This window comes from Corynebacterium sp. CNCTC7651 (assembly GCF_021496665.1).
Taxonomy (GTDB): Bacteria; Actinomycetota; Actinomycetes; order Mycobacteriales; family Mycobacteriaceae; genus Corynebacterium.
Genome location: NZ_CP071246.1, coordinates 598,755 through 622,229, shown reverse-complemented (window position 1 = coordinate 622,229; position 23,475 = coordinate 598,755). Strand labels below are relative to the sequence as shown.

The following is a 23,475-nucleotide window of genomic DNA, read 5'->3' as shown; positions in this document are numbered from 1 at the left end:
GGCTGCTCATTCTACGTCCCCGGCGGCAGCAGCGGGTGCAGTGCATGGCTGCGCTGAAACTGGGCCACAATGTGCGCGCACGCCAACGCGTCCGAATCCGCCCGGTGATGCTCCAGCTGGTAGCCCGGCGCGCAATACGCGGTGACAGTGGGCAGCTTGTGATTCGGCAGCTCCGGCATCAGGCGGCGCGCCATCCTGGCGGTGCAATAGAACTCCCGCGGGAAGGTGCCGGTGAAAAAGTAGCGGTCCAGCCCGCGCCACACTGCCGCATCAAACGTGGCGTTGTGCGCGTACACGGGCGCGTCCCCCACAAACTCCACAACATCATCCGCAATGTCGAACCAACTCGGCGCATCCTCCACATCGCCCCGGTAGATGCCGTGGATGTGGCTGAACTCAAACGCAATATGCTCCTCCGGCGGGCGCAGATACGTGCAGAATTGGTCAACCACGTCCCCACCGCGCACCTTCACCATGGCAACTTGGCACGCGGAGGCGCCGCCGACGCGGTTCGCGGTCTCAAAATCAACCGCCACGAACTCGTCGCGCATGAGCCTGGGCAGCGGCGGGATATAGGCGGCCGGCCGTCCGCGGGCGGGTTGCGGGACCACCGGGGCATGCTGCTTATCGACGGTCACCGTGTTGCCGTCCAGATACTGCCTCAGCGCATCGATTAAAGCCATGGGCCAAACGCTAGACGATGGTTCGGAGCCACCGGCACGCTGTTCGAACTAGCGTTCCCCTTCAAGTCGTGCCCCATCGGCCGGGCCCGATGCCATGAGGAGGTCCATGGCCTCTTCGAGCTGCTCCCGGATCGTCTCGGAGGCGCGCTGGGCGTGCTCGCGGTCTTCGCAGAGCACCGCGATGGTCGGGCCCGAGCCGGAAACCAGGGCGTATCCCCCCTCCGCCGCCGCGAGGTCGATGATCTGCTTGATCCGCGGGCGCATTGCTAACGCGGCCGGCTGCAGATCATTGTGCAGCGCGGCCCCGAGCTGCTTCGCGTCTCCCGACGTGAGCGCCTGCGCAACCCTGGTGGTGTCCAGGTGCGGGACAAGCGCGGGGTTGTTGTGGCGCATATCGTCCAGCAAGCCGAACGCCTTGCCGGTGCTGATGGTGGTGCCTGGGTTGATGAACAACCACCAGTATTCCCCGCGGCCCAGCATCGCAACAAGATCGTCGCCGCGACCGGTGCCAAGCGCGTTGCCTCCCATGAGCGCGAAGGGCACATCGGCGCCGAGCTGTCTGGCAAGGGCGAGAAGTTGATCGTCGGCAAGCGAAGCCCCACCGAAGTGCTCAAGGTACGCATTCGCCGCCACCAGCGCCGCGGCGGCGTCTGCGGAGCCGCCCGCCATGCCGCCGGCGACGAAGATAGACTTGGCCACCTCGATGCGGACCGGCGGAAGAGCCGCACCGGGGTGGTCGGACCGGAACGCATCAACGGCAGCGTCCACCGCGCGCCACGCAAGGTTGGCCGGGGTGTCCAAATCCTCATCCAACTGCACGTTCAGCAGCAGCTCGGTCGCCATGCGTGCGACCACACTGCTTTCGCTCGCTCCACCGTCTTCGACGATCAACCTGACCTGGTCGCGCTGGTCCACGGCCTGAAAGACGGTAACTAGGTCGTGGTACCCGTCCGCGCGCTCCTCCCCGACACCAAGGTGCAGGTTCACCTTCGCCGGCGCGCTGGCAGCAAACACGGTCCTAGGCACGCTGCTCACCCAGCCGCACGAAGTCATCCACCGTCAGCGCCTCGCCGCGCAGGCCCGGATCAATCCCGGCGGCGCGCAGTGCCTCCTCTGCGGCGGCGGGCGAGCCGTACACACTAGCCAACGTGGAGCGCAGCGTCTTGCGCCGCTGGGCAAACGCGGCATCCACCAAGGGGAAGACCGCGTTTCGCAGGGAGCGATCGCGCTGATCGGTGACGTCGATACGCACAAGCCCCGATTCAATGTTCGGCGCCGGCCAGAACACATTCTTTCCAATGGTGCCGGCGCGCGACACGTCGCCGTAGAACGCGGCCTTGACGCTGGGCACGCCGTAAATCTTGGAACCCGGCTGGGCGGCGAGGCGGTCCGCGACTTCCTTCTGCACCATCACCAGCACGCGACGGATAGAGGGAAACTCCGCCAGCAAGTGCAGCAGCACCGGCACGGAGACGTTGTACGGCAAGTTAGCCACCAGGGCCGTGGGCTCTACACCAAGATCAGCGCGCGCGACCTTCAGCGCGTCCATGTTGATCACGGTCAGCCGCTCGGCGTACTGCGGGGCACGCGTCTCGACGGTCGCGGCCAGCCGGCCGGCCAGCCGCGGGTCAATCTCCAGGGCAATGACCTGCTGCGCGGTATCGATCAGGCCGAGGGTGAGGGACCCTAGGCCCGGGCCGACCTCGACCACGATGTCTTCCGGAGACAACTCGGCCGCGGCGACGATGCGCCGCACCGTGTTCGGGTCGTGGACAAAGTTCTGGCCGAGCTTCTTCGTCGGCGTGACATCTAGCTCCGTAGCCAGCTCGCGGATCTCAACTGGACCCAGGAGGTGCGAATCACTCCACACCCTCCCCGACCATTCACTCAATGTTTTTTCCTTCCGTTCGCGCCACTCACAACATCCCACCCAACGGCAGTTACGGCATCGCACCCGCCATAGGCGGTCTACCTTCTGCGTTTTGGCCGATCTAGCCAAACTCGATCAACCGTTCGACTCAGTTTACCTGCTCTAAAGGGTTGGTAGTAGAGTTCACTCCAGCTCTAAACCATCCCCTAGAGAAAAGGAACACAACGGGTGAATCTAGTCCAGATTGAAAGACCACCACAATGTTCCGACCGCCCCTTACACGATAGGCAAGCGATGGGCGCGGTTTACACCCCTCCGGCACTTGCGACATGGGTAGCTGAGATGGCTAAAGAGCACAACTCGGCATCTGAACCAAGAATCTACGATCCTGCGTGTGGAGATGGCAGCTTGTTGCGTGCCTGCGCTGCAATCTTTGGGTCAGATTGCGTTCTGCTTGGCAGTGATCTGTCGGATACTGCAGTCGCTCGCGCGAAAGCGTTTCTCGACGGGGAACGCTGCGAAATCCGAACAGGGGACTCTTTACTCTCCAACTACGACCTTGCCCAAAAGGCCGATATTTGTGTAATGAACCCTCCTTGGGGCGCTTCCCTACCTAATCTCGATGAGTTGCACGAGGCTGGGTTTAAGTTAGCTGGTGGTTCTCACGACTCGTGGGAAACGTTTATGGAATGGTCTTTCAAGATGCTGCGCCCCGGTTGCCTTGTGATTGCAATACTTCCGGGTTCACTCACCCAAGGGCAACGGAGAGCGGTACCCAACTTGCTGGAGAAGTCTGCGGAAATTATTGCTGTCGCAGACCTCGGCGAAGGAATTTTCGAAGACGTTTACCGTACTTCATACGTAGTGGTCTTTCGTACTCAAAAAGGAAAGCACCTGCGCGAGACCGTTAACTACCACCTAAATCATCTCAACAGAAAGGCTGTTCGCGACGGATCACAGAGCCTTGGAGAAGCCTTAAAAACAAAGTTGGCTGTACCTCGACCAGCCAGTCTAGAACAGATAACGGCTTCTCAGATCAAATGGTCTGATTTCCTTAAGGTAACTCGCGGGGTTGAACTTGGTGCAAAGGGTAGAGTGGAGCGATGTCTCGATTGCGGGCTGTACAGGCCGGCAACGAAGTCGCGTCAGCGTTGCAGCCGTTGTGGCGGATCATCATTGAAGCCCGAAACGATAGTTTGCCCCCAGCAACAGCCGGGCACGGTGCCACTAATAGTTGGAAGAGATGTCAAACGCTTTAACGCCGAGCCTGCGAATTGGTTAAAAATCGGTTTGGAGGGAATACGCTACAAACCAACTGCACAATATGAGGGTCCCAAACTTCTGATCCGCAAAACAGGACTGGGACTCAACACTGCGGTAGACGAGACCTCTTCCTTTACCAACCAGGTTGTTTTTTCGTATCGACCAAGTCTTGGCGTGCCGGATTGGTGGCTTTACTACTTCTTAGGAGTTCTAGCATCCGACGCGATGCTCGCATACCATGTCTCCAGAACAGGAGACTCAGAGTGGCGCTCGCACCCATATGTGACTCCAGCCAGTCTAAGAAATTACCCTTTACCGGTTCCCGGAGCACATTGCGGGGAAAAAGAAGCTTCGGCTGTGGCTGACGTAGCTAAAATTCTGAATTCTCTTCCCCACAATGCACCTAGGAGCGCATTCCTCGATGAGCTGAACCATCAGGTGGAAACACTCTTAGGTTTTCGCGAAACCGAGAGGACTTGGATTCAGGAAGTGTTGTCAAATACTCAGAACTTAAGTTCCTTTGACAGACGATCTAAACGTTAATGAAAGATTTTGTTGAATGGGATATCGCTATATAGGAAATAAAACCCGTTTAGCGGAAGCAATCTACGCTGTCATGGCTTCTCGGATCTCTGAGGAAACTTTCATAGCCGATCCAATGTGTGGCACAGGCGCGATGTCAGCTACGTTTCGTTCTCATGGTCACCGAGTCATGGCCTCAGATCTGATGACTTATTCTCTCCACCACGCACGGGTCCGACTCCTGCTAGGAGCACCGCCTCCCTTTAAAGGCCTAGGTAAGCCATACCCAGAGGTTCTTTCGGAACTCAACAGTACGGAGCCAGTCCAGGGTCTCTTTTACATGGAATACAGCCCAGCGGGTAAGCCAGTCTCTGGTGCCGAGCCGAGACTCTACTTCACTGCTGAGAATGCGATGCGGATTGATGGGATACTCCGTAGGCTCGAGGAGTGGGCGCCGTTTCTGACTCGTTTGGAAAACTCACTGCTCAGGCACGATTTAATTCTGGCGGTGAACCAAATTTCCAACATTGCGGGCACGTATGGGCACTATCGCTCGACGTTCGGCAAGGGGGCGCTAGCCAGACTATGGTTGACCCCGACGACGTTCTGCAATGGGCGCGTGGACCATGTGGTGACAAAAGGTCCTGCGGAACTTACTTTGCTGGGGTCCGGAACAGAGTGCGTCTATCTCGATCCCCCTTACAAAAAGCGGCAGTATGCAGCCAATTATCACATCCTCGAGACCATCGCTGTAGGTGATAGACCCACCCCGGCGGGTGCGAGTGGCCTACGAAATTGGTGGCCTCAATACTCGAATTTTTGTAGCAAAACAAAGATTAAAGATGCTTTCGACACTGTTTTCCTAAGTTCCGAGGCACCCATCTTCTTTATTTCCTACAGTGAAGATGGTCTTATCTCGGACGACCAGATGCGCGCGATCTTGGAGAACCACGGTCGAGTCGAACGAACTGAAATTTTGAATAACCGTTTTAAGTCGAATTCCGCAGGTAAAGGCGGAACGGTAGTTGAGTATTTGTACTCGGTCAATCGTGGCTAGCTGCATTATCGTTTAGCCACCGTATTAATTGCCTCTTCAAAGTCTCTAGTCCATCAGCACTTCCCATCATCGCGAGATTGTAAGAATAGGTTTCTAAAGTGTCAGGAATTCCGGGAATTCTCAGTTTCCATCGAGCCACTTTCGCCTCGTGATCGGTTCCTGGATAAACGAGGCCTACCCGCTTCGCATCCAGTAATTTTGCTCCCGCGACAACCTGGTAAACGTCAGAGTTCTTAGGACTAGATCCGAGGTTTTTGTATTTGGCGTCAAAAACCATCTTCTGCCCGTTCAGATCTACAACTAGATCGGGAGTGGAGCTGAATGATTCAAACCCGGCTTCACGACTTTCGACGAAGACGTCGCCAAGTGCGTATGACTTTTTCCCCACTTCGCCCCCCATCTCAGCTAACGCCAATTCGAAAAGAAAAAAAGTGAAATCCTCAAACAAAGGTGCGGTCGCCCAGATCAGGTCAGTTCCAATGCCATTCTCGCGAGCGTCCAAGCTCGCCAGTTGTTGGCGGTACAACATTGCCGCGACACTGAGACCTGGCTCAACGTGTTTAAACTGGGGAGCAACCCAGATTCTTTCTAAGTCAGAGGGAAGATTCTGACCAGCCACTCTGGCTAGGCGCCCGATTTGGTAGTCCATACGATGAAGAAGCTGCGAGTTTCGAACTTCGTTCCGGAGCATGTTTAGCGCCCATTTGAGTAGTCGATTCGGAGGAATGTCGGTCGAGAACTCTTGAAACCTCGTGGGCAGTAGCCCTGGGTGTGTCACGCGTTCCCATGAACGCTCAACATCGATACTCCCCCGTAGGAACGGCAGTCGCTCTGAGCGCTCGATGTAACCTCTCGGGTCTCCTAAACGCTCCGACAATTCGAGGGAAGAGACTACGATCGTGGCCGCAATCTCAGGCAGAGAGCCACCGTCGTCACCATTTCCATTCTCCCACCAAGTTGGCAACACTCCGACACAGGAGAGAATGCCAAAAAATGCATCTTTCCATCGGTCTTCACCATAGTTTGCTGATTGAAGGAATTTCGGGAGGACTTCGATCTGAACATCCCCAATCGAGAAAAAGCCAGCGATATCTCTAGCCCATAAGACCATCTGGTTATCAAGTCTTTGGACTTCGAGGGGCAACCGATTCAGGCCTAGATTAGCCTTCAAGTCCTGAGAGTATCGATTCAGAGCTTGGAACGTGGGGGGATCATACGGTATCGCAGTTGGCTTACCGTATTCGCGCAATGTGATCATTGTGGACCGTAGATCAGAAGTTTAAATGCTCGAGATACTTGGTCGTCGGTTAGTTGAGAAAGATTCCGCGCCGGATCTGGGATCCACGGCTTGTCGCTTGCTCGAAGCGGGTAATCCCGGGGCATTGTGGCTAGATCTCTTCTGAGAACACGTGCGATCAGCTCCGGTCGCCCAAGAAAACGGTCCTGTATTTGCGGAAAGATCTGAGTATCCCAAGATCGGGCAAGATCATGCCATGACCAAGCATTCATGAAATAAGAATGACCAAGGGTGGAATCCACATCCAAGAGATCCAGAATCGCGCTGTTCAAGTAAACAAGTAGACCGACGGCAGCAGTTTCAGGTCGCCAAGTTGCCGGAGAAGCTTCCAAAACGTCTCTTTGCAACTCCGCTGAATCAGTTTCTGATTGGTCGAGATTCTCATCCGCATCGACCTCAGGTTCTTCGGAAACAGGGTCCTCCGCTGCGCCGAAAAGCTCATCGACCTCTGACATATCGACCTTGAGGTGCTGTGCCAAAAATTCGAAGTCAGCGAATGCATCCACACGAACAAATCGCCTGCCGATAGCGGAATCGATCGGAGCCACTGACTTGTCCACAGAGTTCATCGTTGCGAGCAGGTAGATCTCCTTTGGAAACTGCCAATTCTCTCCGACTTCGAGTTCACGCTTGAAACTGACTCTGACGGTTTTCAGATCCCCTTCAGGAGTTCGCGCAACAGCTAGTGGCGACGTTATCGCATTGCGCCCTCCTCTCCGATAATCCTCGTCCATAAACGTAATGAAGTCGCCCAATATCCGAGGCACGTTGCCCCTGTTAATCTCGTCTACTACAACGAGCCCTGCCATTTTCTCGCCACTGGATACTTCAAGCGCAACATCCAACAGCGTGCCAGCAACAGTGACAAGCTCGAGTCCGTTACCGGTCGGACGCATCCCCTTCACAAAATCCTCATACCCGTAATCGGGGTGAAAGGTTACCCACTCGCACCTTGCTGGTTCTGGAATCGGCATATCCGCCCCCTCGTATGAGAAAGGGCTATCCACATTCTCCGGATCAAGCACTAAGGCTCTAAGGTCCGCGTTGAACTGCGAAACTGCGCGAACTACCTCCGATACTGCATGAGATTTGCCAGTTCCCGGCGGACCGTACAAGAGAACATTCTTCGAACGTTTGAAATTCTCCAGTATGCGTACGGCCAAGGGGCTCATTTCAATCGAGGATAAGCCGGCTTGGATGCAGCCAGAGTTTTTCCCACTTGCCTCGAACATGGGGGAAAGCTCAGCCGGCCAGCCGTCGTGGCTCGCATTTCCGGTCGTCATTCCAGCGTAATAATCGCCATCCACAGTCCTGACAACATAAATATATACTCCGCCAACATCGCTCAGGGCCTGCCGTGCCTGGCTGGTGTCTTTGGGCGGGTCAGAAAAAGCGGGCCACCCAAATTTTTCTGTCCAAGCCAAGGGTCTCGCACAGTCTGAGCCGCCCCGGTTTTGACGAGGGAAACTCCATCTCACACTCCCTTTTCTTTTGGGACGTTGTGCAAACTCAATGCGATCCACATGTCCTGGATCTCCAATTGTTCTTACATCAATTGGGTAGCTAGCAGCCTCGGATTGAACTGAAACCCCGAGGAACCGCTCCACAGCTTCACTCGGGGCAATATCGATGTGAATTTGCCCCTTCGGTCCGGGCAATAATTCTTTCTCAGAATTGAAAAGGTCTCCTGCCTGAACTTTTCTCCAGAAGATCCTGTCGACAGTAATTGGGCTCACTTGTGACCTCGTTAATCCGCAGCGATATTTCAACTTTTACCTTACGGTGCGGGCCTGGTCAGGGATAGCTATTTCGGATGCCTAGACCCTTTATGGCGAATTCTACGTGTAACTAGCGGATGCCAAGCGCGGACGTGCACGCCGGCCACGCGCCCCAACCCTGCGCGGCCTGGGTGCGCTGCGCGATGGCAATTTGCTGCTCACGCGTTGCCAGGTTAGCGGTGGGCGCGTACTGGGTGCCGCCGTACGCCGCCCACGTAGAGGCGGAGAACTGCAGGCCGCCGTAGTAACCGTTGCCGGTGTTGATGGCCCAGTTGCCGCCCGATTCGCAGGCCGCGATGGCGTCCCACACGGAGCCGCCGGCCACAGCCGGTGCGGACGGCGCGGCCGGCGCGGCGGGTGCGGCCTGCTTGGTGCCACGGGCGATCACGGCAGGCTTGGGCGCGCGGATCTCCTCCTCGCGCAGGGTCTCCTCCGTCTCCACCTTCCCGTTGACGTAGGTGGTGCGGTAGTAAATCACGCTCTCGCCCTGGACACCTTCCTCGCGCACCTCTTCGGCACCGGCGTCCAAGTTCGGGTCCTCGACGTACATCGGGGTGACCTCCACGGCCACGACCTCGGAGGAGCGCTTGACCTCCACGCGGTCAATCACAATCTCCATGTTCGCGGTGACTGGCGCGTCCAGCGGGTGGTTCACGCGGTCATCCGAATCCACCGCCACGCCCAGGGCGGAAAGTAGCGCGCCAACGGTCTTGGCCGGGGCGGTGGTGAAGGTGGTGTTGCCGCCGTCGGTTATAGCCACCACCTTGGGCGTGGTCACGTCCACGCTCAGGCCCTCGGTGACCGGCGCGGTGCGGTCGACGTCGGTGGCAGCATCCGCGTGGATGCCGGCTTCCTCCATGAGGTCGCCCACGGTTGCCGCGGTGGAGGTGAGGCGCTGCGCAACGCCGTCGACCACAACGGCGACTGGCTTTGCGGTGCGGACGGTGACGGTATCGCCGTTTGCCAGCGCGTCGCCCGGAGCCGGGTAAACCAGATCCTGGGCACCCACCTGCACGCCGGCGGCCTGCAGCGCGCCCTCAACGTTGCCGGAGAAGGTCTTGATCTGGGTGGCCTCGCCGTTGACGTCGATGGTGACGTTCTTCTGCGCGGCGAGCGCGGTGCCGGCACCGCCGACAATCACGGCGCCGGCAACGACGCCGGCGGCGACGCGGGAGGTGGTGGACGGGCCGGACGGGTTCAGACGCTTAGCGGTGGCGGCAGACATGCGGGTAACAATACGGTAACGGCCGTATCGCTTTCAAGTAATCGAACGATTTTTGTGGCCGGTCACACGCCGTAGACCTGCGAAAATGTCTCTCCTACCTCACGAGCAACATCGGCCACTTCCATACCGCGGGCTTCGGCGATGACCTTCGCCGTGTGCCCGATGAACGCCGGCTCGTTGCGCGCACCGCGGAACGGCTCCGGCGTCATGTACGGAGCATCCGTCTCAATGAGGTACTGCCCAGCGGGAGCCAGAGCCGCCGCCTCACGCAGCTCCTCGTTGCGCTTGAACGTCACGTTGCCGGCGAAGCTGAGCACGTAGCCCCGGTCCAGCGCCTCGCGCGCGACGTCCAGCGGGGAGGAGAAGCAGTGCAAAATCACGTGCTCCGGGCGCGGCGCGTCGGCGAGGATGCGCATGATCTCTGCGTCCCCCTCACGGTTGTGAATCATCAGCGCCTTGCCGGATGCAACAGCCAGATGGATGTGCCACCGGAACGCCTCCTCCTGCACCTCCAGCGGTGCGGTGCCTTCCGCGTCGTGCTGCAGCCAGTAGGTGTCGATGCCGGTTTCCCCCACCGCCACGCAACGCGGGTCGCCCGCCATCTCGGTAAGGCGCGCGCGGGTGGCGTCGTCAAGCTCGAGCGCCCGCGTGGGGTGGATAGCGCACGCCGCGTAGACCCGCTCGTTGCAGTGCGCGGCGGCGAGCGCGAGTTCCGCCTCCGCCAAGCCGTCGCCGACGGTGCAGATCCGCGCCACTCCCGCATCCGCCGCGCGCGCGACAATGGCGTCCACATCCTCGCATGTGCGGGCCTTGCAGGAGGCCAGGTGCGTGTGGGCATCGACCAATCCGTCGACGCGTTCAGCGGGCACGGGCGTGGGGCGCGACTTTTTGCTCATAGGATCAACCCTATGACATTCACAGATCTCGACTCCGCCACCCGCCGCCAGCTCGAGGCAAACCTCGCCGAAGCCGCCGGCCGCGGCATCGGCGGCGCAATCCAAGACGTTGTCGGCCAATTCGAGGCAGAACTCACCGACTACCTCGCGCTGCCCGCCGACGTCCGCCGCAGCTACCCCCGCGGGGAGACGGCGCGCATCTACGGCACCGCGCTCGGCCAAGCCCTAGTCCGCGAGGGTTTTTCCTGGCAGCTGCTGATCGACGATTACGGCACCGACCTCGTCGTTGTCGGTGCTGAGCAGAAATACGCGGCACCGATTGTGGTCGTGGATCAACGCTTCGAGGACGAGGAGCCCGGCAAACTCACGGCCTTCATCGGGCAGTTCTTGTAACTATTGCGGCTTAGCCCTCGAGCGTTTCGCCGACGAGACCGAGCACCGAGTGCCGCCAGGTTGCGCTGCGTTCCCCGCGCTCGGAGTGGAGCGCCTCGACGAGCTGCTCGGTGAGGACCATCAACGCCGCTCGAGACGTATGGACCAATTCCGCCTGGAACGTCGGATTGACCGGCGGGATAAGCAGCACGGTGTCTGTGATGTCGATTAGCGGCGAGGGCGCGAAGCACGTCGCGGCGATGACCGTGGCGCCACTTTCCCGCGCCTGGGCCACGACCTCGAGGGTCGTGCGGTTCGCCCCGGATCCGGAGAACACGAAGCACACCGACGCTTGGCTGAGCGAGTGCGCGGCAATGCGTTGCGTCATCGCGTCTGCGTGAAACTCAGCTGGGCGGCCAGCCGAGATCAAGCGCTGCGTCAGGTCGAGTCCGAGCGGAACAGACAAACCGTTGGCCACCACCAACACGCGGTCAGCGGTGTCGAGAAGCTGCACCGCGCGGGTGAGCGACGTTTCGTCGAGAGCGGCGAAGGAGGCGTCCAGACGCCTGGAAAACTCGGCAACGCCCTGGCGCACGGTGTCGAGGAGCGAACCACTTTCGGAGGATGCCGCCTCGTGCGGCGCCCCCGCGACTTGCTGGGCGAGCGCCACCCGCAATTGCGGAAAACCGGTGTAGCCAAGGCTTTGAGCGGTGCGGACAACACTGGCGCGGCTGACACCGACGAGGTCGGCCAGCTGCTGCGCCGTCATCTCGACAGCTGCGGCGGGATCTGCGGTGATTGCCTCAGCGACCGCCCGTTCCTTCGGCTGCAATGAGGACATCGCGGCGGCGATCCTCACGCTCGGAATCGTTTCCGGGTTCGGCGGCTGCGGCACGGACGGTGTCTCCTCTCATGATCCGGCGACGAATGGCGCCGGAGATCGCGTCGACAATCATGGTCGCGACGATGATGACGATGAGCGTCATGCCCACCACGTCCCATTGACGGTAGTTGGTGTAATTCGACAGCATGTCACCGATGCCGCCCGCACCCACCATGCCCAGCACGGCGGAGGTGCGGATATTGATCTCGAAACGGTACAGCGCGAAAGAGATCAATGCGGGTGCGGCTTGCGGCCACAACGCCCAGCGCACCGTCTCCGCCGTGGTGCCGCCCGCGGCTCGCACGGCCTCGGCGGGCCCCGGCGGCAGGGACTCGATCGTCTCGTACGCCCACTTCGATTGCTGGCCGATGCCGCAGAGTGCCAGGGCCAGCGCGCCGGTGAACGGGGTCAGTCCAGTTACGGTGAGCAGGATGATCGCTACGACCGCTTCGGGGAATGCGCGGATCACAGCAAACAGTCCCCGCAGAAGAGCGCGAAGCCACGCCGGGCCGACGCCGCGGGCAGCGAGCATACCCAGCGGAATTGCGAGAATCACCGTGCCGATCATGCCGATCCACGCCATCGAGATGGAGCGCCACATCTCCATGAGTGCGCGTGGCAGTCGCGACCAGTCCGGATCTTCGAACATCAACTTTAGGTAATGCCACACCTGGGCGGGCACCTGCGGCAAATCACTCCAGGTGATGCGCAGCGAGGCGAACGAGGCCAGGATGACGAGGCCGATGATGATCGACACCACCGTCTCGTGAGTCTTTCGCGGTTTTTTCGGCAAGCTCATGTCCATCTATACCAGCCTCTTTCGTAGCCAGTTCGACAGCATCTCCACGAGCACCACGACGACGAGGATTTCGAGGATGATGATCGAGACGTCGTCGTAGGCGAAGAAGGAGCGTCGCTCCTCCAAAAGCCTGCCAATGCCGCCCGCGCCGACCAGGCCCAGAATTGCCGATACACGCACGTTGAGCTCGAGCGTGTACAGCCATTGGTTCATGAACAACGGCATGACCTCGGGCAGCGCCATGGTGCGGTTGATTTGGAATTGCGTGCCGCCAGCGGCGCGCCCAGCCTCGATGTAGGCGTGGTCTTCCGAGTCGATTGCTTCAGAGACCAGCTTGACCACAATGCCGAGGTCGAAGAGGAATAGCGTGATAACACCCGGCAGAGCACCGACACCCACCATTGCCACGAGGATGGAGGCGTAGACCAGGTCCGGCACGGAGCGCATGATGTTGATCAGCGTGCGGACAATCGCTCGGCCCACGCTATTCGGGTTCGTCGGGGCCGCCGCCCACAGCGTGAGCGGCACCGAGATGATGACGGAGAGTACGGCACCGACCACGGCCATCTGCACAGTCTCGAGCATCGGGCGCGCGGTGCGCGGCAAGAAAGCGAAGTTCGGCTGCAGCATCTGCAGCAATTTCTCCGCACCGTTGCGCCAGTTTTGCGCGATCGATGCCAAATCGACGTTGATGCCGCCGATCTGCGGGGTCATCGTCAGGGCCGTAAACGCGACAACAGCTGCGACGATCAGCAGCGTGCGTCCCCGATTCGTCGGCTTCTCCGGCAGCGCCGGCCGCGTGGTTGGGGCCGTCATCAGTGCTTCCCCACCGCATCGCCGGGCAGCACGCGGCGCCCATAGATTTGCTCGAAGTCGGCGTCGGTGGCCTCGGCGGTCGGGCCGTCGTAAACAAGCTCGCCTTGGCGTAAGCCGATCAAGCGCGTCGTGTACTGGCGCGCGAGGTCGATGACGTGCAAGTTAACCAGCACAGTCAACCCTTGTTCCTGGTTGATCCTCATCAGATCGGCCATCACCGAGTGCGCGGTCGGCGGGTCAAGGGAGGCCACGGGCTCATCCGCCAGCATCACTGCCGGCTGCTGGGTGAGCGCCCGGGCGATCGCAACGCGCTGCTTCTGGCCGCCGGACAACGCCCCGGCTCGGGCCCACACCTTTTCCAACATGCCCACGGACTCCAGCGAGCGCAGAGCAAGCTCCTGGTCCTCCGGTGTCGGGCGGTCGAGGAGGGTGCGCCACCACGGGTTGCGGGCGAAGCTTCCGACGAGGACGTTGTGGTAGACGTCAGTACGCTCCGCCAAGTTGAATTGCTGGAAGATCATGCCGATCTGCCCCCGCGCTTCACGAAGCTGCTTGCCCTTAAGCTCATTGATCACGTAAGGGCCAGCGCTCACGCGGCCGGCGGTCGGCTCCGCGAGGCCATTGATGGAGCGGATCAGCGTGGACTTGCCCGACCCGGACAGGCCCACAACTGCGACCATCTCCCCTGGTTCAATCGTCAGCGACACATCTTTGAGCGCTTGCGTGCCGTTTGGATAGGTAACTGACACGTGGTCGAGCACGATGGGCCAAGGCTCATGCGCCAAGGCACCGCTCGTGCGACCGGCATGATCTTGCTGCATGGTGTTTTACCTGCTTAGGACTTGAAGCGGGTGTAGATCTCGCCGTAGCGTTCGATCTCTGCCTTGTTGGTCACCTTGGTCCAGTCGGTCAGACCGACCAGATCCTGCATGACCTGCTTCGCCTCCTCGGAGGAGTCTACGTAGGTGTCCATCAGGTCGGCCAGCTTGGCCTTCAGATCGGCGGGCAGGTCCTTAGTGACAACGACGCCACCGTTCGGGATCATCTCGGTGTAGGCGAATGCGACCATGTCAGTTGCAGCCTCCGGGGCCTCCTTGATGATGGATGCGCGCGCATCCCAGTAGCCGAAACCGACCTCAGCGTCGCCCTTAAGCACTGCAAGCATGGCGTTGTTGTTGCCCTGTACAGGCACCTGGGTGAGCTTGTCCACGTCAACGCCCTCGTCCTCGAGGGTGACAACCGGGTACTGGTAGCCAGCCGGGGACGTCGCCGCCTGCATTGCGACCTTGGTGCCCGGCTCAATCTTCTTCAGCGCGTCGGTCGCTGCCGGGCCCTGGCCGGACGCCGTCTCGCCGGCCTTCTCAATGCCGTTGCAGTACTTGAACTCAGTCTTGGAGGCCTCATAGGTCGCCATGACCGGCTCGTCCTTGCAGTACTTGTCCGGGTTGTTGGTGTATGCCACGGACGCGTAGGAGGTGGCGCCGAAACGAACGTCGCGAAGCAGCAGCTCAGCGTCGTACTGCTTCATTGCGTTATACAGAGAGCCGGCGTCGGTAATTGCAACCTGCGCCTGGTTTGCGCCGATGGCCTCCACGGTGGCGGCGTAGTCGTTGGCCACCACACCGTTGACCTCGATGCCGAGGTTGTCGGAGAGGTAAGTGGTCAGTGGCTTGAGGGCCTCTGCGAGGTTCTCGCCCTCGGTCGCCGGGACAAGGGAGATGGTGATGGACTTCGGCCAGTTGGCCCCATCGGCGGCTGCACTGGTGGCGTTCGTCGCGTTGGTGTTGCCGTTGGAATCGGAGGAGCAGCCGGTGAGGGAAAGCGCCGCGGTGGTGAGCAGCGCACCGAAGGCGAGGACAGACTTGCGCATGGGAATGACCTTTCGGGGTGGGCGTGGTCTAGGAGGGTTCCTGGGTTGGTGGTTGGGTGGCCCAACTGACAAGCTCGCCGCGAAGGTCGTTGAGGGTTTGCCCGCGCATTGTCACGGCGACATCCGACCCCGCCGCAGTCGCCCCGACCAGCGCGGTATCCGCGCCGAGGTCGATAGCGGGCTGCAGGTCGAACTCGACAATGTCGCCCACTGCGAGCACGCGGCCGCGCTCTAGCGCCTGGCACAGGATTGGGTAGAGCCCATCCGGCTTGCCGACGCTAAAGTGCAGGTGGTCGAAGTACGGGCGCACGCCCCAGGAGTCAAGGACCTGTTCGACCCCTGTTCCCGGTGCGTTTGTAGCGAGATGCAGCTCCGCGTGCTGGCTGAGCTCGGCCAAGAGGTCGGCGAGCCCAACGGGAGCGTTTACGGGTGCTGCATTCGTTCCCAAGATCTCACGGCTGGCCTGGTAGGCCTGGTTCATCGTCCCGGAAGAAACCCCGTCCTGCGCCGCCAACTCCCCGACGACGTGGTAGCCGTCGCGGTAGGTGGAGTCGCCGGCGTCGAAAGTGCGCAGCGCTTCCTCAACTCGCGCGACGTAGTGCTCGCCTGCGTACGGGGCGACGGCGTTGGCGTACGCCAACACCGGCCCGTGCCCGATGGCGAGCGTCCCGTCGAAGTCGAAGATCACACTGCAAGCCACTATCACGGTCTCCCTCAAAAATGGACGATGCGTTCACCGTATCCAGGAAAGGTGAACACATCGTCCATTCGATGTGAACTTTGCGTGAAATGAGGCTACTGCACCGGCGCCCACTCCGGGCCGGTCTCGCCCAGCTCCGGATCCAGCTTGGCAATCAGCGGCTGAGGCTTGGACAGCTCAGTGCCGGGGACAACGTCCACGCGGCCCCAGGTTGCCTGCTCCGCACCGTAGTCGCCGGTGATGGTCAGGTAGGTCTGCCCCTGCTCCGGCAGGCCCACGCCCACGAGGTCGAAGTCCGCGTCATCCACTACCTCCTCAACGCGCGGCTCTGCAGCCCATACGCCGGTGCGGCCCAATGTCTCGTGGACGCGCTGCGCGGTGTGCGGGAGGAACGGGGTGAGCATGGTGTTGCAGTCGGAGACCACCTGCAGCGCCGTCCACAGCACGGTGGCCAAGCGTTCGCGCTGGGAGTCGTCCTTCGCCAGCTTCCACGGCTCCATCTCCGCGATGTAGGCGTTGGCTTCGCCGACAACGTGCATGATTTTGGTGATGGCATTCTTAAAGTGCGCGGCGGCCAACTCCGCACCAGCGGAGGCAAAGGTCTCTTCCGCCAGGGCGAGGATGCGGGTATCCGCTTCCTCCAGCGGACCCGGTGCAGGGACCTGGCCGAAGTTCTTGTGGGCCATAGAAACCGTGCGGTTGACCAGGTTGCCCCAGCCGTTCGCCAGCTCATTGTTCACGCGGCGGACAAATTCGTCCCACGTAAAGTCGGTGTCGTTGTTCTCCGGTCCGGCCACGGCGATGAAGTAGCGCAGCGGATCCGGGCCGAACTCCGCCAGGAAGTCCTTGACGTAGATCACCACACCCTTGGAGGAGGAGAACTTGGAGCCGGACATGGTGAGAAACTCGCTGGAAACAACCTCCGTCGGCAGGTTCAGGCGCCCAAGGGAGCCCTCTTCCCCGCCCTTGGAGCCGAGGCCTGCGTAGCCCAGCAGCTCAGCGGGCCAGATCTGGGAGTGGAACGTGATGTTGTCCTTGCCCATGAAGTAGTAGCCCTCAGTGGCCGGGTCCTGCCAGAAATCCTTCCACGCGTCCGGGTTGCCGGAGCGCTGCGCCCACTCGATGGAGGCAGACAGGTAACCCACCACGGCATCGAACCAGACGTAGAGCTTCTTGCCCGGGTTGTCTTCCCAGCCCTCGACCGGAACCGGAATGCCCCAGTCGATGTCGCGCGTCATGGCGCGCGGGCGCATGTCCTCCAGCAGGTTGAGGGAGAACTTCAGCACGTTCGGGCGCCAGTCCTCGCGGCCGCGCAGCCACTCCTCCAACGCATCGTGCAGCGCGGGCAGGTCAAGGAGGAAGTGCTCCGTCTCCACGAACTTCGGCGTCTCACCGTTAATCTTGCTCACCGGGTTGATCAGGTCGGCCGGGTCGAGCTGGTTGCCGCAGGTGTCGCACTGGTCACCACGGGCATCGGTGGCGCCGCAGATCGGGCAGGTACCCTCGATGTAGCGGTCCGGAAGAGTGCGGCCGGTGGACGGCGAAATGGCACCCTGCGTGGTCTCTTTCACCATGTAGCCGTTGGCGTAAAGGCCCCGGAAGAGTTCCTGCACCACGGCGTAGTGGTTGCGGGTGGTGGTGCGGGTGAACAGGTCGTAGCTCAGGCCCAAGCCGGCGAGGTCCTGCACGATCTGGGCGTTGTAGCGGTCCGCCAACTCCTTGACGGTCACACCTTCTTTATCCGCCTGCACCAGAAGCGGCGTGCCGTGCTCATCGGTACCGGACACCATGAGCACATTCTTGCCGCTCATCCGCTGGTAACGGGCGAACACATCGGACGGGACACCGAAGCCGGCGACGTGACCGATGTGGCGCGGGCCGTTCGCATACGGCCACGCGACGCAGACAAGAACGTTTTGGGATGCACTCATGGCATCCAGCATAAGTTATCGGGGCTCTGGCGCTTATCGACGCCTAAGACCGGCCCCGCGGCTTCAGCATCCGCGCCATCTGCTTGCGGCGTGCATCGAACTCAAGCTGGTCGCGGTGCGCGCGGCGTTCGATGGCCAGCTGGCGCGCGAAGCGCTCCTGCTCCTTCTGCGCCAGGTACAGCGAGTCGTTGGACACGTCCCTGACAATCGCGAACATCAGCGCGACCAGGATGATCAGGAACGGCGACGCTGCCACGATGGTCACGTTCTGCAGCGCGTTCAGGCTGTCAGCGCCACCCATGAGCAGCATGGTCAGGCCGACGGCGGCGGTGGCGATGCCCCAGATGGCAGCGAGCCACGGCTTCGCGCTGGTCTGGCCGTTCTGGGACATAGAAGCCATCACGGTGGACGCGGAGTCTGCTGAGGTGATGAAAAACGTGCCCAGGAGGATCACGGCGAAGATACCCATGAAGTAGCCGCCCGGCATGGTGTGCAGCAGGTTGAACAGCTGCTCCTCATTGCTTGCGCCGGCGATGGAGCTGCCCTCCTGCTCCAGCTTGATGGCGGTGCCGCCGAAGATTGCGAACCACACGGTGGACAGGCCGGACGGGACAAGCAGCACTCCGAGGCAGAACTCACGGATGGTGCGGCCGCGGGAGATGCGGGCGAGGAAGGTGCCCACGAACGGGGACCAGGATGCCCACCACGCCCAGTAGAAGATGGTCCAGCCGGAGAGGAAGCCGCCGGCCTCGCCGTCGGCTGACTCGGCGGTGCGGCCCGCCATCTCGAAGAACTGCTGCAGGTACATACCGATGGAGGTGGGCAGCAGGTTGAGGATGGACACGGTGGGGCCGAGCACGAAGACGAATATCGCCAGCAGGGCTGCGACCACCATGTTGAAGTTGGATAGCCACTGGATGCCCTTGCCCACGCCGGACATGGCCGAGAGCAGGAACGCGAGGGTGAGCACGGTGACGATGCCGATGATCAGCTTGTCCGAGGGGTTATCCACAAACCCGCTGGCCTCCAGACCCGAGGAGATCTGGATGGCACCGAGGCCCAGGGAGCAGGCGGTGCCGAAGATCGTGGCAAAGATGGCGAAGCCGTCGATGAGCTTGCCCAACCAGCCGTCGGCACGCTCTTGCCCGATAAGCGGGACGAACGCGGAGGAAAGCAGCTGCTTGCGGCCGAGGCGGAAGGTGGAGTACGCGATTGCGAGGCCGACGATGGCGTAGAGCGCCCACGGGTGCAGTGTCCAGTGGAACATGGTCTGCGCCATGGCGGTGCCCACCTCGTTGGGCTCGTGGCCGGGCACGCCGTCGGTGTAGAAGGCCAGCGGCTCGGATGCGCCGAAGAACATCAGGCCGATGCCCATGCCGGCGGCGAACATCATGGCGATCCATGAGGAGGTGCGGAATTCCGGCTGCTCATCGTTCGCGCCGAGGCGGATGGTTCCGAACTTGGAGAACGCGACCACCAGCACGAAGATCACGAACGCGGTGCCGAAGAAGATGAAGGCCCAGCCGACGTTTTCCATCACCCAGGTGAAGGCGTCGCTGGCGAAGTCGGTGAAGCCGGATGGGGAGGCAAGGGCCCACCCGACCACTGCGATGACCACGGCGACAAGTGGAAGGACGATGGCGAGGTCAATCGGCGCGTTGTCCGCCTCCGACTGCATTTCCACGTTGTCTTCAGGCAACGTGGCTTCAGCAAGGTCGCCGCGCTGGTCGGCGGCGATGAGCGAGGCAAGCTCTCCAGTTGCGGATTGGTCCGGGGTTACCGGCTGGTCAGACGCTATCGGTTTTTCGGTTGCATCACGTTGGGACATGAAGTTTCCTCGAAACATATAGGGATGATCAATGACCCCCGCAGGGTACCTGACTTGATACGCCCCCACGAATCGAGGAAAAGTGTGCTACCCGCGCTGCGCCAGCACCGCGTCGTACAATTCCCCGCCCTTCACGCCGTGTTCCTTCGCCACTTCCTTGGCGGCATCCTTCATCCGCTGGCCCGCGTCGACGCGGCGCAGCACCTCCGCGACCAAGTCTTCCGGATCCGCCGCTTCCGCTTCCCCACCTTCGATGACCACGGTGATTTCCCCGCGTACCCCACCAGCTGCCCACTCGGCTAACTCGCCCAGCGGGGCGCGCTTGACCTCTTCATACGTCTTGGTCAGCTCACGGCACACCGCGGCGCGGCGGCCGTCGCCGAGCACCCGCGCCGCGTCTAACAATGTCGCCTCGATGCGGTGGGGCGACTCAAAGAAGCACACCGCCCGCCGCTCTCCTTTGAGTGACTCCAGCCACGCCTCGCGGGCACCGGCTTTGCGCGGGGCGAAACCGTCGAAAATAAAGTGCCCCACGTTCAACCCGGAGAGCGCAAGCGCAGTGGTCACCGCGGATGGGCCGGGGATGCACGTGACCGGCACGCCCGCGTCGTGCGCGGCGGCTACCAGCGCCAGCCCCGGGTCGGAGACGATGGGCATGCCGGCATCCGTCACCACCAGCACTATCCCGTTACGCGCTTCCCGCAGCAGCTCCTCGCGCCGCTGCTCTTCGTTGTGGTCGAAGTTGGAGACCACCCTGCCCTTGGGCTCCACGCCCAACGCGGCGGCGAGGGCGCGCGCACGTCGGGTGTCCTCCGCAGCAATCACGTCCGCGTGCTCCAGCGCGGCGCGGAGACGGTCCGACGCGTCCCCGATGTTGCCCAGTGGCGTAGCCGCCAACACCACGCCGGTGGTGGGCAGCGCGGTGGTCGCATCGGCATCGTGTGCTGGGGAGGCCATAGGCCGAAAGTGTACGCGGGGGCAGCTACTATTCATCTGCGTGAGTACCGTCGCCCCCGCGTCCGCCCAGCCCACCGCCCCTGCACGGCGCCCGAAGCGTCCAGCTCCCGGCGCGCCCGTGACCGTGCCGTGGACGCGGCGCGACACCACCGCCGCAGCCGTCATCGGCGCGCTGGCGCTGTTTACCCGCTTCTTGGGCCTGACGCAGCCCACCAGCTCCGGCACCCCGGTGTTCGATGAGAAGCACTATGTGCCGCAGGGCTGGGACATGGTGCGCTCCTCCTTCAACCCGATCTTGGGCGGCATCGAATCCAACCCGGGCTACGGCCTTGTGGTGCACCCGCCGTTGGGTAAGCAGCTGCTTGCGGCGGGCGAGACCATCTTCGGCTACACCCCGCTGGGCTGGCGCATTATGACGGCGCTGTTCGGCGCGGCCGTCGTGGTCTTTGTGTTCCTCCTGGCCCGGCGCGTGAGCCAGTCCACCACCATCGGCATCTTCGCTGGCACGATTGCGCTTTTCGACGGCGTCCTGCTCGTCGCCGCCAAGTTCGGCATGCTCGACATTTTCCAGGTGCTGTTCATCGTAATCGCGGCGTGGACCCTGGCCGGCGATATGCGCCAAATCCACCACCGCTGGCATGAGGCGTGGCTGAACGGCGACGTGGCCGCCGCAGGTCCCCTCGGCCCGCGCATGGGTTTCCGCTGGTGGCGCTTTGCCACCGGCGTGCTGCTGGGTCTTGCCATGAGCGTGAAGTGGTCCGGCCTGTATTACATCGCGTTCTTCGGCCTCCTCGGCTCCTTCTGGGACTTGTGGCTGCGCAAGCGCTACGGCGTGCAGAAGCCGCTGGCTGGCGCGCTGCTACGGGACGTCCCGCCGGCGCTGGCTTCCATCGTGCTCGTGCCGGCGCTGCTCTACATCTGGTCCTGGCGCGCCTGGTTCGCCTCCGAGACCTCGGTGTACAGGCACTCGCTGTCGGACGGCACTATCGCCGGGTCTGACTGGCCGTGGCTGACCAACCTGCCGGAGCCGGTTGCCGGCTGGCTGTACTACCACTTCTCCGTCCTGGAGTTCCACGGCTCCCTCACCAGCTCTTCCGGCCATTCCCACCCGTGGGATTCCAAGCCGTGGGCCTGGTTGGTCGGCGCCCGCCCGATCCTCTACTACTCCGCCACCGACATTTCGTGCGGCAACGGCGGCACCTGCCGGGAGATGATCTACCTCTTTGGCACCCCGGCTATCTGGTGGCTGACCGTGCCGGTGCTGCTCTGGGCGCTCTGGGTGTGGGTCACGCGGCGGGATGCCCGTGTGATTGTCCCGTTCATCGCCTGGATGGCTGGCTTCCTGCCCTGGCTGATCGCGTTTGATCGCCAGATGTACTTCTTCTACGCCACCGCCCTGGTGCCGTTCACCGCTGTCCTGATTGCGTTAGCCCTTGGCAACATCGCCCAGAAGGGCAAGCCCGTGACGTGGCCGTTGGTACAAAAGCTCGCGGGCGAGCAGGTCACCTCCGGACAGCTCGCGGCGCTCGGCTACCTGGCCATAGTTGCGGCTTCCTTCATTTACTGGGGCCCGATCCTGTACGGGCTGATGGTGCCGGAGAGTTACTACCAGTCCATCATGTGGCTGCCCAGCTGGCGCTAGCTAGCTCGCCGGGTCGGCGCTCAACAGCGACCACGCTCGGCGGACCTCTATGCCGCGGTCCGCAACCCAGGTCCACACAAGGGCCACCAGTGTGAGCAGCGGGACAATCACCAGCCCCATGGGGTACTCACCCGCGCTCAAGACAGCGTCCCGCAGCGCAAAACCCGCCGTGAAGGTGAACATCGTGCCCACCACCAGCAGCACGCCCGGAATCTGGCGGGGCCGCCACGCGCACAGCCCAAGGGCCAATGCCACGCCGAAGCGCACAGCAGCGAACGATGTTGCGGCCGGCTCCGCCGCCGCAGGGCCGACCAAGAGCCGCACCGCCCATACGGCCCACACCACAGCCATGGCTACAAGGGCCACTTGGCCCACCGCCAACGTCACCATCCGGCGCTGCGCCATCTTGCGCCACGGGTCGCTCACGCCCGCCAGGATCACCTCGGACAGGTCCGGCGGCACCAGTTCGCCGCCGCCTTCCGCGCGTTTAAGCTGCTGCGACAGCGCCACGGAGCGCTCCCAGAAACGGCGGCATTCGTCGCACTCGGCGACGTGGGCGTCCACCACGGCATCGTCAAGCAAGCCCTGCTCCCCGTCAAGCCGCGCGGAGAGTGCGGCCTGGATCTGCTCGTGCTCAATCACGCGTGAGCACTCCGTCCAAGCTCGCGCGGCCGGTGCCAAACACCACGATCATGAACAGCGCGGCCGCCAGCACCAGCGGGTACTCCACTCCCCCGTTTTCCGCGAAGAAGCCGTGCTCAATGTGCACGAAATACCCCGCCGCAAGTGTGAGCAGCAGAAGCAGGGAGGCTGCGATAGTGGTCAGCAGCCCGATGATTAAGAAGGTGCCCGCCAAAAGCTCCACCGTGCCGGCGAGGTACGCACTCAGCTGCGGCTGGGGCACGCCGGCCGCGGCAAGCTCTTGGCCGGAGGCGCGCATGCCCACCCCAAACCAGTGCTGGTAGCCTCGCGCCACAAACACCACACCGAGCACAACGCGCAACAGCAGGAGTGCGAAGTCGCGCACGGCGGGCCTATTCATGCGACTAAGACTACTCATGGAACCAAACCGCCTCGAGCGGAGTC

Annotated in this window: 22 protein-coding genes; 4 read left to right on the top strand and 18 right to left on the bottom strand. The window is 61.9% G+C overall.

The window, feature by feature from the left end:
- Positions 1-11: 11 nt before the first annotated feature.
- From JZY91_RS03075 to rsmA, 3 genes are read right to left on the bottom strand one after another with little or no spacing between them, the layout of a single operon-like run.
- On the bottom strand, positions 12-683 hold the full coding sequence (locus JZY91_RS03075; RefSeq protein ID WP_234948509.1) for an exonuclease domain-containing protein: 672 nt from the start codon (positions 681-683) through the stop codon (positions 12-14).
- A gap of 48 nt (positions 684-731) precedes the next feature.
- A complete protein-coding gene (locus JZY91_RS03070; RefSeq protein ID WP_234948508.1) occupies positions 732-1,709 on the bottom strand; it encodes a 4-(cytidine 5'-diphospho)-2-C-methyl-D-erythritol kinase in 978 nt (325 codons plus the stop codon).
- Positions 1,702-2,574: a 16S rRNA (adenine(1518)-N(6)/adenine(1519)-N(6))-dimethyltransferase RsmA gene (gene rsmA, locus JZY91_RS03065; RefSeq protein WP_234948507.1), complete on the bottom strand. Its 873-nt coding sequence runs from the start codon at positions 2,572-2,574 to the stop codon at positions 1,702-1,704. Before rsmA ends, JZY91_RS03070 begins: the two co-directional genes overlap by 8 nt.
- 273 nt (positions 2,575-2,847) lie before the next feature.
- Between rsmA and JZY91_RS03060 the strand changes: the two genes are divergently transcribed.
- Together JZY91_RS03060 and JZY91_RS03055 are read left to right on the top strand one after the other, a co-directional pair.
- Positions 2,848-4,359 carry an N-6 DNA methylase gene (locus tag JZY91_RS03060; RefSeq protein ID WP_370639249.1) on the top strand — a complete coding sequence of 504 codons (1,512 nt, stop codon included), beginning with the start codon at positions 2,848-2,850 and terminating at the stop codon, positions 4,357-4,359.
- A 16-nt stretch (positions 4,360-4,375) separates the two neighbouring features.
- Positions 4,376-5,395, top strand: coding sequence for a DNA adenine methylase (locus tag JZY91_RS03055; RefSeq protein WP_370639248.1), 1,020 nt, complete (start codon positions 4,376-4,378; stop codon positions 5,393-5,395).
- Here JZY91_RS03055 and JZY91_RS03050 read toward each other — a convergent pair.
- The 4 genes from JZY91_RS03050 to JZY91_RS03035 form a co-directional block, all read right to left on the bottom strand.
- Positions 5,382-6,566, bottom strand: coding sequence for an McrC family protein (locus JZY91_RS03050; RefSeq protein ID WP_234948505.1), 1,185 nt, complete (start codon positions 6,564-6,566; stop codon positions 5,382-5,384). The two genes, JZY91_RS03055 and JZY91_RS03050, sit on opposite strands and share 14 nt — an antisense overlap.
- Positions 6,567-6,649: 83 nt before the next feature.
- Entirely contained in the window at positions 6,650-8,428 is a 1,779-nt protein-coding gene (locus JZY91_RS03045; protein ID WP_234948504.1) for an AAA family ATPase, read from the bottom strand.
- Between the two features lie 112 nt (positions 8,429-8,540).
- Positions 8,541-9,695, bottom strand: coding sequence for a resuscitation-promoting factor (locus tag JZY91_RS03040; RefSeq protein ID WP_234948503.1), 1,155 nt, complete (start codon positions 9,693-9,695; stop codon positions 8,541-8,543).
- 62 nt (positions 9,696-9,757) lie between these two features.
- The gene (locus tag JZY91_RS03035; protein ID WP_234948502.1) at positions 9,758-10,591 is read right to left on the bottom strand and encodes a TatD family hydrolase; all 834 of its coding nucleotides are present in this window, start codon (positions 10,589-10,591) and stop codon (positions 9,758-9,760) included.
- A gap of 12 nt (positions 10,592-10,603) precedes the next feature.
- On the opposite strand from JZY91_RS03035, the gene JZY91_RS03030 reads away from it, so the two are divergent.
- Positions 10,604-10,984, top strand: coding sequence for a DUF3806 domain-containing protein (locus JZY91_RS03030; RefSeq protein WP_234948501.1), 381 nt, complete (start codon positions 10,604-10,606; stop codon positions 10,982-10,984).
- Positions 10,985-10,994: 10 nt separating this feature from the next.
- On the opposite strand, the gene JZY91_RS03025 is transcribed toward JZY91_RS03030, so the two are convergent.
- From JZY91_RS03025 to rsmI, 9 genes are all read right to left on the bottom strand, one after another.
- On the bottom strand, positions 10,995-11,804 hold the full coding sequence (locus JZY91_RS03025; protein WP_234948500.1) for a MurR/RpiR family transcriptional regulator: 810 nt from the start codon (positions 11,802-11,804) through the stop codon (positions 10,995-10,997).
- Positions 11,767-12,651 carry a phosphonate ABC transporter, permease protein PhnE gene (gene phnE / locus JZY91_RS03020; RefSeq protein WP_234948499.1) on the bottom strand — a complete coding sequence of 295 codons (885 nt, stop codon included), beginning with the start codon at positions 12,649-12,651 and terminating at the stop codon, positions 11,767-11,769. Before phnE (JZY91_RS03020) ends, JZY91_RS03025 begins: the two co-directional genes overlap by 38 nt.
- Complete coding sequence (gene phnE / locus JZY91_RS03015; RefSeq protein ID WP_234948498.1) at positions 12,652-13,461, bottom strand: phosphonate ABC transporter, permease protein PhnE; 810 nt, start codon at positions 13,459-13,461, stop codon at positions 12,652-12,654.
- Complete coding sequence (phnC, locus tag JZY91_RS03010) at positions 13,461-14,282, bottom strand: phosphonate ABC transporter ATP-binding protein (RefSeq protein WP_234948497.1); 822 nt, start codon at positions 14,280-14,282, stop codon at positions 13,461-13,463. The genes phnE (JZY91_RS03015) and phnC overlap by 1 nt, the downstream gene beginning before the upstream one ends.
- 14 nt (positions 14,283-14,296) lie before the next feature.
- On the bottom strand, positions 14,297-15,331 hold the full coding sequence (gene phnD, locus JZY91_RS03005; RefSeq protein ID WP_234948496.1) for a phosphate/phosphite/phosphonate ABC transporter substrate-binding protein: 1,035 nt from the start codon (positions 15,329-15,331) through the stop codon (positions 14,297-14,299).
- Positions 15,332-15,359: 28 nt separating this feature from the next.
- The gene (locus tag JZY91_RS03000) at positions 15,360-16,031 is read right to left on the bottom strand and encodes an HAD family hydrolase (protein WP_234948495.1); all 672 of its coding nucleotides are present in this window, start codon (positions 16,029-16,031) and stop codon (positions 15,360-15,362) included.
- Between the two features lie 95 nt (positions 16,032-16,126).
- A complete protein-coding gene (metG, locus tag JZY91_RS02995; RefSeq protein ID WP_370639247.1) occupies positions 16,127-17,962 on the bottom strand; it encodes a methionine--tRNA ligase in 1,836 nt (611 codons plus the stop codon).
- 43 nt (positions 17,963-18,005) lie between these two features.
- The gene (locus tag JZY91_RS02990) at positions 18,006-19,790 is read right to left on the bottom strand and encodes a BCCT family transporter (RefSeq protein WP_234948493.1); all 1,785 of its coding nucleotides are present in this window, start codon (positions 19,788-19,790) and stop codon (positions 18,006-18,008) included.
- Between the two features lie 87 nt (positions 19,791-19,877).
- Positions 19,878-20,747, bottom strand: a complete 870-nt coding sequence (gene rsmI, locus JZY91_RS02985; protein WP_234948492.1) for a 16S rRNA (cytidine(1402)-2'-O)-methyltransferase — start codon at positions 20,745-20,747, stop codon at positions 19,878-19,880.
- Here rsmI and JZY91_RS02980 point away from each other — a divergent pair.
- On the top strand, positions 20,662-22,389 hold the full coding sequence (locus tag JZY91_RS02980; protein WP_370639246.1) for a dolichyl-phosphate-mannose--protein mannosyltransferase: 1,728 nt from the start codon (positions 20,662-20,664) through the stop codon (positions 22,387-22,389). The two genes, rsmI and JZY91_RS02980, sit on opposite strands and share 86 nt — an antisense overlap.
- On the opposite strand, the gene JZY91_RS02975 is transcribed toward JZY91_RS02980, so the two are convergent.
- Together JZY91_RS02975 and JZY91_RS02970 are read right to left on the bottom strand one after the other, a co-directional pair.
- Positions 22,390-23,031 carry a zf-HC2 domain-containing protein gene (locus JZY91_RS02975; RefSeq protein WP_234948490.1) on the bottom strand — a complete coding sequence of 214 codons (642 nt, stop codon included), beginning with the start codon at positions 23,029-23,031 and terminating at the stop codon, positions 22,390-22,392.
- Positions 23,024-23,431: a DoxX family protein gene (locus tag JZY91_RS02970; RefSeq protein ID WP_234948489.1), complete on the bottom strand. Its 408-nt coding sequence runs from the start codon at positions 23,429-23,431 to the stop codon at positions 23,024-23,026. Before JZY91_RS02970 ends, JZY91_RS02975 begins: the two co-directional genes overlap by 8 nt.
- Between the last annotated feature and the right edge of the window lie 44 nt (positions 23,432-23,475).

Coding starts and splice junctions, on each gene's coding strand:
- JZY91_RS03075 (WP_234948509.1), bottom strand. CDS start 683: ATGGCTTTAATCGATGCGCTGAGGCAGTATCTGGACGGCAACACGGTG.
- JZY91_RS03060 (WP_370639249.1), top strand. CDS start 2,848: ATGGGCGCGGTTTACACCCCTCCGGCACTTGCGACATGGGTAGCTGAG.
- JZY91_RS03055 (WP_370639248.1), top strand. CDS start 4,376: ATGGGATATCGCTATATAGGAAATAAAACCCGTTTAGCGGAAGCAATC.
- JZY91_RS03040 (WP_234948503.1), bottom strand. CDS start 9,695: ATGTCTGCCGCCACCGCTAAGCGTCTGAACCCGTCCGGCCCGTCCACC.
- JZY91_RS03035 (WP_234948502.1), bottom strand. CDS start 10,591: ATGAGCAAAAAGTCGCGCCCCACGCCCGTGCCCGCTGAACGCGTCGAC.
- JZY91_RS03030 (WP_234948501.1), top strand. CDS start 10,604: ATGACATTCACAGATCTCGACTCCGCCACCCGCCGCCAGCTCGAGGCA.
- JZY91_RS03025 (WP_234948500.1), bottom strand. CDS start 11,804: ATGTCCTCATTGCAGCCGAAGGAACGGGCGGTCGCTGAGGCAATCACC.
- phnE (WP_234948499.1), bottom strand. CDS start 12,651: ATGGACATGAGCTTGCCGAAAAAACCGCGAAAGACTCACGAGACGGTG.
- phnE (WP_234948498.1), bottom strand. CDS start 13,461: ATGACGGCCCCAACCACGCGGCCGGCGCTGCCGGAGAAGCCGACGAAT.
- phnC (WP_234948497.1), bottom strand. CDS start 14,282: ATGCAGCAAGATCATGCCGGTCGCACGAGCGGTGCCTTGGCGCATGAG.
- phnD (WP_234948496.1), bottom strand. CDS start 15,331: ATGCGCAAGTCTGTCCTCGCCTTCGGTGCGCTGCTCACCACCGCGGCG.
- metG (WP_370639247.1), bottom strand. CDS start 17,962: ATGAGTGCATCCCAAAACGTTCTTGTCTGCGTCGCGTGGCCGTATGCG.
- JZY91_RS02990 (WP_234948493.1), bottom strand. CDS start 19,790: ATGTCCCAACGTGATGCAACCGAAAAACCGATAGCGTCTGACCAGCCG.
- JZY91_RS02980 (WP_370639246.1), top strand. CDS start 20,662: ATGTTGCCCAGTGGCGTAGCCGCCAACACCACGCCGGTGGTGGGCAGC.
- rsmI (WP_234948492.1), bottom strand. CDS start 20,747: ATGGCCTCCCCAGCACACGATGCCGATGCGACCACCGCGCTGCCCACC.
- JZY91_RS02970 (WP_234948489.1), bottom strand. CDS start 23,431: ATGAATAGGCCCGCCGTGCGCGACTTCGCACTCCTGCTGTTGCGCGTT.